3 protein-coding genes are annotated in these 16,349 nt (G+C 76.9%); all 3 read left to right on the forward strand.

The genetic code is table 11. The annotated features are described in order from the left end of the window. Positions 1-28 precede the first annotated feature (28 nt). The 3 genes from KPL57_RS46280 to KPL57_RS46290 are packed head-to-tail and all read left to right on the forward strand — an operon-like array spanning position 29 to position 16,295. Complete coding sequence (locus KPL57_RS46280) at positions 29-14,257, forward strand: non-ribosomal peptide synthetase (RefSeq protein ID WP_226356811.1); 14,229 nt, start codon at positions 29-31, stop codon at positions 14,255-14,257. Beyond that, a complete protein-coding gene (locus KPL57_RS46285; RefSeq protein ID WP_226356812.1) occupies positions 14,257-15,615 on the forward strand; it encodes an MFS transporter in 1,359 nt (452 codons plus the stop codon). Before KPL57_RS46280 ends, KPL57_RS46285 begins: the two co-directional genes overlap by 1 nt. Next, positions 15,612-16,295, forward strand: coding sequence for a formyltransferase family protein (locus KPL57_RS46290; protein WP_226356813.1), 684 nt, complete (start codon positions 15,612-15,614; stop codon positions 16,293-16,295). Before KPL57_RS46285 ends, KPL57_RS46290 begins: the two co-directional genes overlap by 4 nt. The last annotated feature ends 54 nt before the right edge of the window (positions 16,296-16,349 follow it).

A 16,349-nucleotide genomic window follows, 5' to 3' on the forward strand; every position in this document is an offset into this window, starting at 1 on the left:
CCCGCCCGGGACACCGGAGGCCACCACCATGACCAGTCTCGACGAGCGCAAGCGCGCCCTGATCGCCCGGCGCCTGGCCGAGGCCGGCCTGCGCCGCAGCGACCCCGCCGCCGCGCCGCGCCGGGCCGGTCGGACCGAGTTCCCGCTGTCGTTCGCGCAGCGGCGGATGTGGCTGCACCACCAGATCGTGCCGGGCAGCACCGCGTTCAACCTGTGCATCGAGCTGACCGTCGACGGCGACCTCGACGAGCGGGCCCTGCGGGCGGCCTTCGACGCGCTGGTGGCCCGGCACGAGGTGCTGCGCACGACCTACCACGCCGGCGACGACGGCGACCCGTTCCAGCGGGTGCACGACACTCTCGGCCTCGTCTGGGAGGTCCTCGACGCGCCCGGGACCGACGCCGCCGCGCGTCGCGCGTGGGTCCGCGAGCTGGCCCGCGAGCGGGCGTCGCGGCCCTACGACCTCGCCGTGGACTCCGCGCTGCGGGTGGCGGTGGTCCGGGAGGGCCCGGCGCGCACGACGGTGCTGCTGCAGGTCCACCACATCGCCTGGGACGGCCTCACCTTCGCCGTGATCTCCCGCGACCTGGAGCGCGCCTACCGGCAGGCGCAGGCCGGGGACGTGACCACGACCCCGCCGCCGCGTCAGGTCGCGGACTTCGCCGACGCCGAGCAGCGGGCGTGGGCCGGCGGCGACGGGGGCGCCGGGGCCGACGCGGCGTTCTGGCGGGAGCGGCTCGCCGAGCCGGTGCCCGCGCTGTTCGACCGGTTGCCCGCCGAGGACCCGGCGGCGGGCGTCGAGGCGGGGGGACGGGTGGACCGGCGCTTCTCCCCGGCCGCCGCCCTGGCCGTGCGGGAGCTGTCCGCGCAGCTGGGCACGACGCCGTACACGGTGGTGCTCGCCTGCTACAGCGCCGTGCTGAGCCGGTTCGCCGGGACCGGCGACGTCGCCGTCGGCACCGCCGTGGTCAACCGCGAGGACAGCGGGGTCACCGAGCTCGTCGGCAACTTCGGCAACCTGGTGGTGCTGCGCTCGGCCGTGCGACCCGACGACACCGTCCGGTCGCTCACCGGCCGGGTCGCGGCCGTGGCGGCCGACGGGTTCGGGCACCAGGGCTTCCCCTACGACCGGCTCGTCGAGCTGCTGAACCCGTCGGCGTCCGGACAGGCCCGCTCGCTGTTCGAGGCCCAGCTGCTGTTCCTCACCCAGAAGCTGCACGGCCCGCAGCTGCCCGGCGCCACCACGAGCTGGCTGCGCACCGACAACGGCACCGCCCAGCACCCGCTGGCGCTGGAGGTGTTCCTCACCGACGACGGCTTCGACGTCGAGGCCACCTACGCCGCGGCGCACCTCACCGCGGACGCGGTGTCGACCCTGCTGGCCGACCTGGAGGCGCTGCTCGAGGACGCCGGGGACGACCCTGACCGCCGGCTCGCCGACATCTTCACCACCCGCCCGGTGCACCGGTCGGTCACCGGCACCGACGGCGGGCCCCGCTGGACCCCGGCGGACGCGCTCGGCCCGGACGCCGCCGCCCGCGCCGCCGAGGTGGCCCTGGTCGGCGCGCCCGCCCCCGGCCGTGCGCCGGTGGAGGTCACCGTCGCCGAGCTCGACGACGCCGCCGACCGCGTCGCCGCCACGCTGCGGGCGCGCGGCATCGGCCCGGAGGACCGGGTCGCCGTGCTGCTGCCCCGCACCACCGGCCTGGCCGCCGCGGTGCTCGGTGTGCTGCGCGCCGGCGCCGTCCTCGTGCCGGTGGACCCCGGCTACCCGGCCGCACGGATCCGGCACGTGCTCACCGACTCCGCGCCCGCCCTGGTGATCACCGACAGTGCCGTCACCGCAGCCGCCACCGCAGCCGTCGCCGCGACCGGTGCGGCCACGGCGACCGTCGCGGACCTGTCGGCGGGCCCGGCCCCGGACCGGCCGTTCGACCGGCCGCGTCCCGAGCAGGCCGCCTACCTCGTCTACACCTCCGGCTCGACCGGTGTGCCGAAGGGCGTGCTCGGCACGCACCGCGGCCTGGCCCGGCGGCTGGACTGGGCGGACCGCGCCTGGCCGGTGGAGCCCGGCGACGTCCGGGTCGCCAAGAGCTCGATCGCCTTCATCGACGGGGTCACCGAGCTGCTCGCCGCACTGTCCGGTGGGGCCCGGGTGCTCGTCGCCGACGACGCCACCGCGACCGAGCCGGAGGCGCTGGCCCGGCTGCTGCGCACCGAGCCGGTCGCGCAGGTCACCGCCGTCCCGTCGCTGGTGTCGGTGCTCGCCGAGACCCCCGGCCCGGTCGCGGTGCGCCGCTGGGTCTGCTCCGGCGAGCCCCTGACCGCCACGGCCGTTGCGGCCGCGCGGGCGTGGGCGCCCGGCTCGGCCGTCGTGAACTCCTACGGCTCCTCCGAGGTCGCCGGTGACGTGCTCGCCGGCGAGGTCGACGGCGACGAGCGCGTCACCGCCGGACGCGTGGTGCCCGGCAGCACCGTCGTGCTGCTCGACCGGTTCCTGGCCCCGGTGCCCGACGGCGTCGTCGGCGAGCTCTACGTCGGCGGTGAGCAGGTGGCCCGCGGCTACGCCGGACGGCCCGCCGAGACCGCCGCCCGGTTCGTCGCCGACCCCGCGGTGCCCGGTGCCCGGCTCTACCGCACCGGTGACCTCGCCCGCCGCCTGCCCGACGGCCGGTTCGAGCTGCTCGGCCGCGCCGACGACCAGGTCACCGTGCGCGGCGTGCGCGTCGAACCCGGCGAGGTGGAGGCCGTCCTCGTCGCGCAGCCGGGCGTGCGCTCGGCCGTGGTCGTCGCCCGCACGGTCGGCGACGGACCGTCCCTGGTCGCCTACGTCGTCCCCGCCGACGACGCCGACGAGCCCGTGGGCGAGGACCTGCGCGCTGCCGTGGCGCAGCGGCTGCCGTCGCAGTTCGTGCCGGCCGCGGTCGTCGTGCTCCCGGAGCTGCCGCGCACCCCCGGCGGCAAGATCGACAAGCGGGCGCTGCCGGTGCCCGGCCGCGTCCACGCCGGCTCGCGGCCGCCCGGCGACGACCGCGAACGCGCGCTGTGCGCGCTGTTCTCCGAGCTCCTCGACCGCACCGGCATCGGCGTCGACGACGACTTCTTCGCCCTCGGCGGGCACTCGCTGTCCGCGCTGCGGCTGGCCAACCGGGTGCAGGCCCGGCTCGGCGCCCCGGTCACGGTGCCCGACGTCTTCGCCCACCCGACCGTCGCCGGTCTCGCCGCGCTGGTCGCCGACCTCGACCCCGCCGGGACCGAGGACCGGGACCCGGCGACGGCCGACGGCCCGGTCCGCCGCCCGGACACCGCACCCGCGGTCCTCGCGCCCGCCCAGCATCCGATGTGGACGCTGTACCGGATGCAGGGCCCCGGCGCGGCCTACAACGTCCCCCGCGAGTGGACCGTCGACGGCCCGTTCGACGCCGGGGCGTTCCGCGCGGCGCTGCACGACGTCGTCGCCCGGCACGAGGCGCTGCGCACCACCTACGGCGAGACCGCCGACGGCACGGTGACCGTGCACGTCCACCCGGCCGGTGAGCTGCCGGTGCACGTCGGGACGGGTGCCCGCGACGAGGCGGGCGCCGACGCGACGCTCGCCGCGCTCGTCGGGCACCGCTTCGACCTGGAGCGCGAGGCCCCGGTCCGCGCCGAGGTCGTCCGCACCGCCGCCGACCGCCACCGCATCGGGCTCGTGTGCCACCACATCGCCGTCGACGAGTGGTCCCTGCGGGTCCTGCTCGCCGACCTCGGCACCGCCTACGCCGCCCGCCGCGCCGGGAACACCCCCGCCCTGCCCGCACCGCCGCTGCGCCACGGCGACGTCGCCGCCTGGCAGGCCGGGCTCGTCGGGACCCCGCAGGAGCCGACCGACCGCGCCCGGCGCCAGCTGGAGTTCTGGGCCGACCGGCTGACCGGCGCGCCGCCGGTCACCACGCTCCCCACCGACCGGCCCCGGCCCGAGGCGCCCGGCGGACGCGGCGCCGAGGTCCGCACGGAGTTCGGCCCCGAGCTGGCCGCGGCGCTCGGCGCCGCCGCCCAGCGGCACGGGACCAGCATGTTCATGCTGCTGCACGGCGCGCTGGCCGTGCTCCTCGAGGCGCACGCCGACGCCGACCGCGACCCCGGCGACGACGCCGGTGACGCCGTCGTCGTCGGCACCCCGGTCTCGGCGCGGCGGCACGCGGGCGCCGAGGACGTCGTCGGGTTCGCGCTGACCACCCTCGCGCTGCGGCTGGACCTGCACGGCGACCCGACCCTGGCCGAGGTCCTGGACCGGGCACGCACCGCGGACCTGGCCGCGATGGAGCACACCGACGTCGGTTTCGACAGAGTCGTCGACCGGGTCGCCCCCGAGCGGGGCGCGGCCTCGCCGCTGTTCCAGGTGGAGCTGCTCTACCTGCGCACCGACCCCGACCGCAGCGAGCTCGACCTCGACGGCGCCGTCACCACGGCCCGGCGCACCGGCACCGGCTCGGCGAAGTTCGACGCGACCTTCGCCTTCCACGAGTCCGTCACCGACGCGGGCGACCCGCGGCTCGGCGTGATCGTCGAGTACGCCACCGAGCTGTACGACGCCACGACGATCGAGGCGGTCCTCGCACGGCTGGAGCGTCTGCTGGAGCTGGTCGCCTCGGCCCCCGGGACCCGGCTCTCGCAGCTGCGGCTCGACCCGCCCGCCCCGGCACCCGACCCGGCACCGACCGGTGCCGACGGTCTTCCGCCCACCCTCGCCGCGCTGTTCACCGCGACCGTCGCGGCCCGGCCCGACGCCCCCGCACTCGTCGCGGGGGCGGAGCGGCTGACCTGGGCCGGCCTCGCCGACCGCGCCGGGCGGCTCGCCGCCGTGCTCGTCGCCGACGGGGTCCGCCCGGGGGACCGGGTCGCCGTCGGCGTCCCGCGCGGCGCCGACATGGTCGTCGCGATGCTCGCCGTCGCCCTGGCCGGGGCCACCGCGGTGCCGCTGGACGTCGAGTCCCCGGCGAGCCGCCTCGCGCTGATCGTCGGTGACGCCCGGCCGCACTGCCTGCTGGCCGTCGCCACGACCCCGGAGGGCGTGACCGGACTCGGCCCGCGCGTCGTCGCCGTCGACGCGGTCACCCCGGACCTCGCCCCGCTGCCCGGGCCCGTCACCGTCCCCGCCGCGCAGCCGGCGTACGTCGTCTACACCTCCGGGTCCACCGGGCGCCCCAAGGGCGTCGAGGTCCCGCACCGCGCGGTGCTGTCGCTGCTGGCGGCGACCGTGGCACCCGGCGGCACCATGGACGTCACCGCCGACGACGTGTTCTCCCTGGTCCACTCGATCGCCTTCGACGTCTCGGTGTTCGAGCTGTGGGGCGCGGTCGCCACCGGCGCGACGGTCGTCGTCGTCGACGGCGACACCGCCCGCGACCCGGAACGCCTCTGGGCGCTGATCGCGGCCGAGCGGGTCAGCGTGCTCAGCCAGACGCCCTCGGCGTTCGGGCCCCTGGCCCTCGCCGAGCCCGCCGGCTCCGCCGTCGCCGACAGCCTGCGCTACGTCGTGTTCGCCGGGGAGGCCCTCGAACCGCGGCTGCTGCGGGACTGGTGCGCCCGGCACACCCCCGGCGCCCCGGTGCTGGCCAACCTCTACGGCATCACCGAGACCACCGTGCACACCACGTACCGCGAGATCGGCACCGCGGACCTCGACCGGCCGGTCAGCCCGGTCGGTGGCCCCCTCGCAGGGCTGCAGGTGCGGCTGCTCGACCGGCGGCTGCGGCCGGTCCCGGCGGGTGTCGTCGGCGAGATCCACGTCGCCGGGGCCCAGCTGGCCCAGGGCTACGCCGACCGCCCCGACCTCACCGCCGTCCGGTTCGTCGCCGACCCCGACGGCCCGCCCGGCACCCGGCTCTACCGCTCCGGTGACCTCGCCCGGTTCGACCGGGCCGGTGAGCTGGAGTTCGCCGGCCGCGCCGACGAGCAGGTGAAGATCCGCGGCTACCGGGTCGAGCTCGGTGAGGTCGACACCGGCCTGCTCGCGCTGCCCGGGATCGCGCAGGCGGTCACCCGGGTGCACACCGGCACCGACGCCGCCGACCGGCGGCTCGTCGGCTACGTCGTGCCCGCCCCCGGCGCCGCGGCCGACCCCGCCGCGCTGCGCACCGCCCTGGGCGAGCTCCTGCCCGGCTACATGGTCCCCGCCGCGATCGTCGTCCTGGACCGGCTGCCGCTGACCGTCAACGGCAAGCTCGACCGCCGCGCACTGCCCGCGCCCGACTTCGGCGGCGGTCCCGCCGCCGCGGACCGCGAGCCCGCCGACGACGCCGAGCGGACCCTGTGCGCAGCGTTCGCGCACGTGCTCGGAGCCGGCCGGGTCGGCCCGGACGACGACTTCTTCGCCCTCGGCGGCGACAGCATCCTCGCCACCCGCGTCGTGCGGACCGCGCGCGAGGCCGGGCTCGACGTCCGCACCGCGCACGTGTTCGCCCACCGGACCCCGGCCGGGATGGCCCGCGCCGCGGGCACGGCGCCGCGGGCGGCCCACGCCGACACCCGCCCGCTGCGCGACCTGCTCGGGCTCGGCCCGGCCGACGTCACGGCGCTCGGCGAGCGGGTCGGCGGCACCGCGACCGACGCCTGGCCGCTGTCACCGCTGCAGGAGGGGCTGTACTTCCAGTCCGTCTACGACACCGCCGACACCGCCGGGGCCACGGCGGGCAGCGACGTCTACATCCTGCAGACCGTGTTCACCCTGGACCGGGTCCTGGACCGGGAGCGGCTGGAGGGTGCGCTGGCCCGCCTCGTCGCGGCCACGCCGCTGCTGCGGGTCGGGTTCACCACCGACGACCGGGGCCGCCCGGTCCAGGTCGTCCGCGACCACCTGCCGGCGCTGCCGGTCGGGGAGCGGTCCGCCGGATCCGTGGACGAGGCCCGTGCGCTCGCCGCGGCCGAGCGGGCGCGCTCGATCCCGCTCGACGCGCCGCCGCTGTTCCGCCTGCTCCTCGTGCACCTGCCCGACGGCCGGGACCGGCTGGTGCTGACCAACCACTTCCAGCTGTTCGACGGCGCCTCGGCCATGCGCGTGGCGGACCGCCTGCTCACCCTGCACGACGGCGGCGAGCCCCCGGCGGCGCCCGGCTACGACGCCTACCTGCGCTGGACCGCCGACCAGGACGAGAAGACCTCGCGCGAGGTGTGGGCGCGCGCCTACGCCGACCTCACGGCCCCCACCCTGGTCGCGGGCGAGGAGCAGCGGTCGTTCACCGAGCCGTCGTCGCGGATCGGGACCCGGCTCGGGGTCCCGCTGTCCGACCGGGTCCGGGCCGTCGCCGCCGGGCACGGGGTCACCGTCAACACCGTCCTGATCGCCGCGCTCGGCGTCGTGCTCGGGCACGCCACCGGCGGCGACGACGTCGTGCTCGGCACCCCGATGGCCGTCGCACCGGACGAGATCGCCGGGATGGAGCACGCCGTCGGGCTGTTCCTCAACACGGTCCCGGTCCGGGTCCGGCTCGCCCCCACCGACACCGGCGCCGACGTGCTGCGCCGGCTCGGCGACGAGCGCGCCGGGCTCGTCGCGCACGAGTACCTCGGGCTGGGGCAGATCCAGCAGGCCACCGGCCGGCCGCGGCTGTTCGACACCCTGTTCACGCTGCGCAACGCCTGGGACTCCTTCGCCGAGGCCGCGCAGCGGCACGGGATGGCCGACGTCGAGACCCTCGACGACTCGCACTTCCCGCTGTCGTTCGCGGTGAACCCGTTCGACGACATGGAGCTGACCGTCGACCACCGGCCGGAGGCGGTCGACACCGGCACGGCCCGGCAGCTGATGGACCGCTTCGTCGCCGTGCTCGACGCCCTCACCGCCGCTCCCGGCGCGCCGCTGGCCACGATCGACCCGGGCGTCGCGCCGCACGCCGACGACACCGCCGTCCCGGTCCCGGACGCCACGATCGCCGAGCTGCTCGCCGAGCGCGCGGCGCGGTGCCCGGAGCGCACCGCGCTGGTGGCGGGGGAGTCCCGGCTGAGCTTCGCCGAGCTCGACGCGCAGGTCACCCGCACCGCGCGGGTCCTGCGGTCCCGCGGCGCCGGACCCGAGACCGTCGTGGCGCTGGGGCTGCCACGCTCGACGGCCAACGTCGTGGCGCTGTTCGCGGTGCTGCGGGCCGGGGCGGCGTACGTGCCGCTGGAGCTGGACCACCCCGACGAGCGGCTCGCCGAGATCCTCGCCGCCTCGGGGGCGTCGCTGCTGGTCACCGACTCGACCGTCGCGCCGCGCTTCGACCGGGCCGTCCCGCAGGTGCGCCTGGACGAGCCGGGTCTGTTCGACGGTGTCGCGGACACCCCGCTGACCGACGAGGAGCTGGGCTCGTTCGCGCCCGGCACCCCGGGCCGCCTCGACCACCCCGCGTACGTGATCTTCACGTCGGGGTCGACGGGGAAGCCGAAGGGTGTGGTGACCCCGTTCCGCGGGCTCACGAACATGCAGGTCAACCACCGTCGGGAGATCTTCGCGCCGACGATCGACGCGGCGGGTGGGCGGGTGCTGCGGATCGCGCACACGGTGTCGTTCGCGTTCGACATGTCCTGGGAGGAGCTGCTCTGGCTGGTGGAGGGGCACGAGGTGCACGTGTGCGACGAGCAGCTGCGCCGTGACGCGGAGCGTCTGGTGGCCTACTGCGCCGAGCACGCCGTCGACGTCGTGAACGTGACCCCGACCTACGCCCACCACCTGTTCGCCGCCGGCCTGCTCGACGGCCCGCACGTCCCGCCGCTCGTGCTGCTCGGCGGCGAGTCCGTCCCGGAGTCGGTGTGGACCCGGCTACGCGACACCGACGGCACCTGGGGCTACAACCTGTACGGCCCCACCGAGTACACGATCAACACCCTCGGCGCGGGCACCAGCGACAGCCCGACCTCCACCGTCGGCACCGCGATCACCAACACCACGGCCCACGTCCTCGACGGCTGGCTGCGCCCGGTGCCCGACGGCGTGATCGGCGAGCTCTACATCGCCGGGACCGGCCTGGCCCGCGGCTACCTCGACCGGCCCGGCCTCACCGCGGAGCGGTTCGTCGCCGACCCGTGGACCCCGGGCCGCCGCATGTACCGCACCGGCGACCTGGTGCGCCGCCGTCCCGACGGGAACCTGGACTTCCTGGGCCGCAGCGACGACCAGCTCAAGATCCGCGGCTACCGGGTGGAACCGGCCGAGATCGAGACCGCCCTGAGCGCCGCCGACGGGGTCTCCCAGGCCGCCGTCGTCGCCCGCCCGCACCCCGAGGTCCCCGGCCAGCGGCGCCTCGCGGCCTACCTCGTCGGCACCGCGACACCTGAGGCGGCCCGCGAGGCCGTCGCGCGGACCCTGCCCGACTACATGGTCCCGACCCTCTGGGCCGTGGTCGAGAAGCTCCCGCTGACCGTCAACGGGAAGCTCGACATCGCCGCGCTGCCCGAGCCGGCGGCGATCGCCCCCACCGGCGGCCGCGCACCGCGCACACCCCTGGAGGAGACCCTCTGCTCGATCGTCGCCGAGGTGGTGGGCGTCGACGGGGTCGGCCCCGACGACGACTTCTTCGACCTCGGCGGGGACAGCATCTCCGCGCTCGCCCTGGCGAACCGGGCCCGCAAGGCGGGGATCCGGATCCGGCCCCGGCACGTGTTCGAGGCCCGCACCGTCACCCGGCTCGCCCCCTACGGCAGCCGCACCGCCGCCGCGCGCCCGGCCCTGCAGCCCGTGCACCACGACGGACCCGAGCGGGAGATCTCGGCCGGGCAGCGGCAGATGCTCGCGCTGTCGCGGGTCGGCGGCCCCGGCGCGGTCTACAACGTGCCGGGGGTCCTGCGCCTGCACGGCCCGCTCGACACCGGCGCGCTGAGCGCCGCCTGGCTCGACGTCCTCGGACGCCACGAGGTGCTGCGCACGACCTACCCCGACGGCGCGACCACGGCCCGGGTGCTCGAGCTCGACGCCGTCGGCTCGGCGGTCACCACCGAGCGGATCGACGACGAGACCCTCGACGCGCGGATCGAGGCCGCGGTGCGCACCCCGTTCGACCTCGCCCGCGAGATCCCGGCCCGCGTCACCCTGTTCGAGCTGGGCCCCGACGAGCACGTCCTGGTCGCGGTGCTGCACCACATCGCCGTCGACGAGTGGTCCTGGCGCCCCCTCATCGACGACCTCCAGACCGCCTACCGGGCGCGGCTGCGGTCCGGCCCGGACGCGCCGTCGTCGCTGCCCGCGCCGGCCGTCCGCTACGCCGACTTCGCCGCCTGGCAGCGCGCCTGCCTCGCCGACGGGTCGGACACCTCCGCCGCGGCGCAGCTGGACTTCTGGCGGACCACGCTGACCGGCGCCCCGGTCGAGACCACGCTGCCGGTCGACCGGCCGCGGCCCGCCGCCCCCACCGGAGCCGGCGACGCCGTGCCGGTCGAGGTCGGCCCGGAGCTGACCGCCGAGCTCCACCGGCTCGCCCGCTCGCACGACGTCACCGTGTTCATGCTGCTGCACGCCGCGCTCGCGGTGCTGCTGTCCCGGCACACCGGGTCACCCGACGTCGTCGTCGGCACCCCGATCTCGACCCGCTTCGACCCGGCGCTCGACGACGCGGTGGGCTACTTCCTCAACACCCTCGCGCTGCGCACCGACGTGGCCCCGGACCACACCGTGGCCGACCTGCTGCGCGCGGTCCGCGGCGCCGACCTCGACGCCTACGACCGGGCCGACGTGCCCTTCTCCGACGTCGTGGCGGCCCTGGCCCCGGACCGGGCGCCCGGGCGCAGCCCCCTGTTCCAGGTCATGGTGGTGTGCCTGGGCGGCGACGCGAACGCCCTGACCCCCCGCCTCGACGGCGTGCACGCGAGCGCCGACGTGGTCCGCACGGGCACGGCGAAGTTCGACGCGTCGTTCAACTTCACCGACACCCCCGACCTGCTGTCCGGCGTCGTCGAGTACTCCACGGACCTGTTCGACCGGTCCACGATGGAGCGCGTCGCCGACCGGATGGTCGCGGTGCTGCGGGCCTTCGCCGAGGACCCGGCCCGTCCGGTCGGGTCGATCGACGTCCTCGCCCCGGCCGACCGGGCCGACGCGGTCGCGCGCGCGGCGTCCGCGGTCGTCGACGTCCCGGACGTCACGATCGCGGAGCTGCTCGCCGAACGGGCGGTGACCTGCCCGGACCGCACCGCACTGGTCTCCGGCGACGAGCGCGTCACCTTCGCCGGGTTCGACGCCCGCGTCACCCGGCTGGCCCGCGTCCTGCGCTCCCGTGGGGCCGGCCCGGAGACGGTCGTGGCGCTGGGGCTGCCGCGGTCGGTGGCCAACGTCGTGGCGCTGTTCGCGGTGCTGCGGGCCGGGGCGGCGTACGTGCCGCTGGAGCTGGACCACCCCGACGAGCGGCTGGCCGAGGTCCTCGCCGCCTCGGGGGCGTCGCTGCTGGTGACGGCCGCGGGTGTGGCCGCGCGGTTCGACGGTGCGGTGGAGCAGGTGCGCCTGGACGAGCCCGGTCTGTTCGACGGTGTCCCGGACACCCCGCTGACCGACGAGGAGCTGGGGTCGTTCGCGCCCGGCACCCCGGGCCGGCTGGACCACCCCGCGTACGTGATCTTCACGTCGGGGTCGACGGGGAAGCCGAAGGGTGTGGTGACCCCGTTCCGCGGGCTCACGAACATGCAGGTCAACCACCGTCGGGAGATCTTCGCGCCGACGATCGACGCGGCGGGTGGGCGGGTGCTGCGGATCGCGCACACGGTGTCGTTCGCGTTCGACATGTCCTGGGAGGAGCTGCTCTGGCTGGTGGAGGGGCACGAGGTGCACGTGTGCGACGAGCAGCTGCGCCGTGACGCGGAGCGTCTGGTGGCCTACTGCGCCGAGCACGCCGTCGACGTCGTGAACGTGACCCCGACCTACGCCCACCACCTGTTCGCGGCCGGGTTCCTCGACGGGGCACACGTCCCGCCGCTGGTCCTGCTCGGTGGGGAGGCGGTCCCGGAGTCGGTGTGGTCGCGGCTGCGCGACACCGACGGGACGTGGGGCTACAACCTGTACGGCCCCACCGAGTACACGATCAACACCCTCGGGGCGGGCACCACCGACAGCGCCACGTCGACCGTGGGCACGGCGATCACGAACACCGTCGCGCACGTCCTCGACGGGCGGCTGCGGCCGGTGCCCGACGGCGTCGTCGGGGAGCTGTACATCGCCGGGACCGGCCTGGCCCGGGGCTACCTGGACCGGCCGGGTGCGACCGCGGAGCGGTTCGTCGCCGACCCGTGGACGCCGGGGGAGCGGATGTACCGCACGGGTGACCTGGTGCGTCGCCGTCGCGACGGGAACCTGGACTTCCTGGGGCGCAGCGACGACCAGCTCAAGATCCGCGGCTACCGGGTGGAACCGGCGGAGGTCGAGACCGTGCTGGGCGCGGTGGACGGGGTCTCCCAGGCCGCCGTCGTCACCCGCACGACCGGGACGACGAAGCGGCTCGCGGCCTACCTGGTGGGCGAGCCCGACGTGGAGACGGTCCGCGACGCGGTGGCCCGCGTGCTGCCCGACTACATGGTGCCCACCCTGTGGGCGGTCGTCGACGCGCTGCCGCTGACCGTCAACGGCAAGCTCGACACCGGCGCACTGCCCGAGCCCGCCCCGGTCGCCCGGCGTGCCTCCCGCGCCCCGCGCACCCCGCTCGAGGAACGGCTGTGCGCGATCGTCGCCGACGTCCTCGGGCTCGACACGGTCGGCATCGACGACGACTTCTTCGGCCTCGGAGGGGACAGCCTCGGCGCCATCGACATCGCCACCACCGCCCGGCGCGAGGGCATCGAGCTGCGCGTGCGGGACCTGCTCGTCGCCGGGACGGTCGCCGCGGTCGCGGCGGCGCTCGACGACAGCGGTGACGGCGACGGCGGCGATGGCACCATCGGCACGGCAGGCACGGCAGGCACGGCCGGTGCCGGGCCGTCGGCCACCCCGGCCGCCGGGGAGCCCGGCACCGCGCCGCTCACCCCGGTCCAGTCCTGGCTCGGGTCCCTGGGCGGCCCGGTCGCCGGCCGGGCGCAGGCGGTGCTCGTCACCACCCCCGCCGGGTTCGGCGCCGACGACCTCACCGCGCTGGCCGACGCTCTGCTCACCCGGCACCCGGTCCTGCGCTCGGCCCTGGAGACCGACGCCGGCGGGCGCTGGACGGGCCTGCGGATCCTCCCGCGCCGCGACGCCGACCCGGCCGCGCTGGTCCGGCGGGTCCCCGTCGACCCGGCCGCCGGGGACGACGCGCTCACCCGCGCCGTCACCGCCGCGACCCGCACCGCCCGCGCCGAGCTCGACGCCGGACCCGGCGGGATGCTGCGCCTGCTCTGGTTCGACCGCGGCACCGCACCGGGCAGGCTCGCGGTCGTCGCGCACCACCTCGCGGTGGACGGGACGTCGTGGCGGGTGCTCGCCGAGGACATCGCCACCCACGGCACCGGGGCCGAACCGGCACCCGAGGCCACCGGCGTCGCCGCGTTCGCCGCACGGCTGCACGCGCACGGCGCGGGCCCCGAGGTCCGCGCCGAGGCCGGGTTCTGGCAGGAGGTCCTCGACGCGGCCGCCCCGCTGCCCGTGCGGCGCCCGCGCGACGGGGACACCCGTGCGACGGTCCGCGAGACCACCGCGTCCTGCCCCGGCGACGTCGTCACGGCGCTCGCGCGGCACCACGGCACCGGGACCGAGGCGGTGCTGCTCGCCGCGCTCGGCGAGGCCCTCACCGTCACCGGACCCGACGGGCCCGTGCTGGTCGACCTGGAGCACCACGGCCGCGCCGAGGAGCTCGGACCCGACGTCGACCTCGCCCGCACGGTCGGCTGCCTCACCGTGCTCGCCCCGGTCCCCGTGCACGGCACCCCCGGCCCGGAGGTGCCCGACGCGGCCGCGGCGCTCACCCGGGCCCGCGACGCCGTCGCCGCGCCCCCCGGGCGGGGCCTGGGCTGGGGCCTGCTGCGGTACCCGGCCGACGGCCCGCCACGGGTCACCGGGCCGGGAGCGGAGGTCGCGCTGAACTGGCTCGGTCGCACCACCCGGCCCGCCGGGACCGCGGGCGGCGGCTGGGAGCTCGCCCCCGAGCAGGACGCGGTGCGGGTCGGACCCGCGCCCGGCGTGCGCACCGGGCACTCGCTCGTCGTCGACGTGCTGGTGCGCGACAGCGCCGGGGGCCCCGTGCTGGAGACGACGTTCGGCCACCCCACCGGTGTCCTCGACGCCGCCACGGTCGACCGGGTCGCGGCCCGCTGGGCCGAGGTCCTCACGACCTGGGCGGGGCGTCGCTGATGGCGTCCCTGCTGGTCGACGTCAGCCCGCTGCGCGAGGACCGGACGTTCCGCAACCTGTTCGTCGCCCGGACCGTCCTGCTGTTCGGGGTGGGGATCGTCGCGGTCACCGTGCCGCTGGAGGTGTACGCCCGCACCGGGTCCACCCCGATCGTCGGGATGGTGACCGCGATCGAGTCGGCGGCGTTCGTCGTCGGCTACCTCGGCGGCGGGGTCCTCGCCGACCGGGTCGACCGCTGGCTGCTGGTACGGGTTACCTGGCTGGTCAGCGGGACGACGTTCGCCGGGCTCGCGGTGAACGCCGCCTGGATCGGCTCGACCCCGCTGACCGCCGCGCTCGTCGCCGCGAACGGGCTGTCCGGCGCCACCTGCATCACCGCCATGCTCGCCGTGACCCCGTCCATCGTGGACCGGGCGAAGCTGCACGCGGTCGGCGCGCTGAACACCGTGTCGCTGCGCCTCGGCGCGGTGGTCGCCCCGGCCGTCGGGGGCATCGTGTTCGCGGTCGCCTCGGCCGCGTGGAACTACACCGCGGGCGCCCTCGCCGCCGCGGCGACCTGGGTGCTGCTGATGGTCGCGCCACCGCCCGGCCGGGGACGGACCGTCGCGGCCGGCCCGCCGCCCACCGGGCCCGGGACGGAGGTGCCGCCCGGCACCCCCACCGGCACGGGCACCGACAACGCCGACGCCGGCGGCGACCGGGCCGTCGCCGACGGGCCGCCGGAGCCGGCCGAGAGCCCGCTGGCCGCGCTGCGGTCGGGCGCCCGGTTCGCCGTCCGGGAGCCGGTGGTGTCCGGCGTGATGGTGGCCGGACTGGTCGGGATGATCGGGGGCGGCTCGTTCGTGCTGGTCCCGGCGTTCGTCGAGGCCCGCTTCGGGGGCTCGCCCACCGTCGTCGGCCTCATGTACTCGGCACTCGCCGCCGGGGTCGTGCTCGGCTCGCTGGGCAGCGGCTGGGTCCGGCGCAGCCCGCGGCCCGGTCGTCTCCTGCTGGTGCTGATGGTCGCCTGCTACGCCTGCTACGCGCTGGCGGGAGCGGCCCCGACCGTCGCGCTGGTGCTCGCCGCGCTGGTCGCCGCCGGCGCCACGAACGCGATCGAGGAGGTGCTGCGGTACACGCTGCTGCAGCTCCGCACCCCCGACGCCCTGCTGGGCCGGGTGAACAGCCTGTTCGCCGCCCAGGCCATGACCGGCGCCGCGATCGGCGCCGTCGTCGCCGGGTCCGTCGGCGGCGTCGTCGGCGACGGCGACGCCCTCTGGGTCTACAACACCGTCACCGGCCTGGTCGCCGCGGCGACCGGGCTGCTGCTCGGACCGCTGCGCCGGGTCACCCGCGCATCCATCGAGGAGGAACGATGATCTTCGTCGGCGACGGCGCCCTGCTGTGGCGCGCCGTCCGGCACGCCCGGGCCGACGGCCACCCCGTCGACCTCGTCTGCCACGGTCCCCGCACCACCCCACCGCCCGGGTCCGCCCCCGAGTCGGCCCGCACGGTCCACAGCGGGCACGACCTGGAGGAGCTCGCCGGCGAGCTGGCCGCACGCTGCACCGACGGTCTGCTGTGGTCGATCGACAACCCGTTCCTGTTCCGGGAGAAGGTGCTGGCCTCGGGGCTGCGGCTGCTCAACGTGCACGGGGGGCCGCTGCCGTCCTACCGGGGGCTGCCGCCGGTGACGGCGGCCTACGCCGTCCTGCACGGCGAGACCACCTTCGCCGCGACCCTGCACGAGATCGACGCCGGCATCGACACCGGTCCGGTGCTGGCCGAGGCACGGTTCCCGGTCGACCCCGACGCCGTCCTGGAGGACGTGCTGTCCGACCTCGTCGAGGCCGCGCACCGGGCGTTCACCGACAACCTCGCCGCGGTCGTCGACGGCACCGCCGGACCGGCCCGCACACCCGAGGGCGACCCCGGCTACTACGGGCTCGCCGAGGGACTCGAGCTCGCCGGGATGCGCGACCACCCCCGCTACGACCAGGCCACCGACCTGGGGATGTTCGCCGACTACTACCCCGACGCCGCGGCGGCCTGGGGCTGACCCGGCGACGACGCCACCCACCACGTCCCGGCACCCCCACGACCCCACCCCCGG

Source organism: Pseudonocardia sp. ICBG601, from assembly GCF_020496245.1.

What these genes read in the sequence shown, in the direction of transcription:
- KPL57_RS46285 (WP_226356812.1), top strand. Translation starts at nt 14,257, where the DNA reads ATGGCGTCCCTGCTGGTCGACGTCAGCCCGCTGCGCGAGGACCGGACG.
- KPL57_RS46280 (WP_226356811.1), top strand. Translation starts at nt 29, where the DNA reads ATGACCAGTCTCGACGAGCGCAAGCGCGCCCTGATCGCCCGGCGCCTG.
- KPL57_RS46290 (WP_226356813.1), top strand. Translation starts at nt 15,612, where the DNA reads ATGATCTTCGTCGGCGACGGCGCCCTGCTGTGGCGCGCCGTCCGGCAC.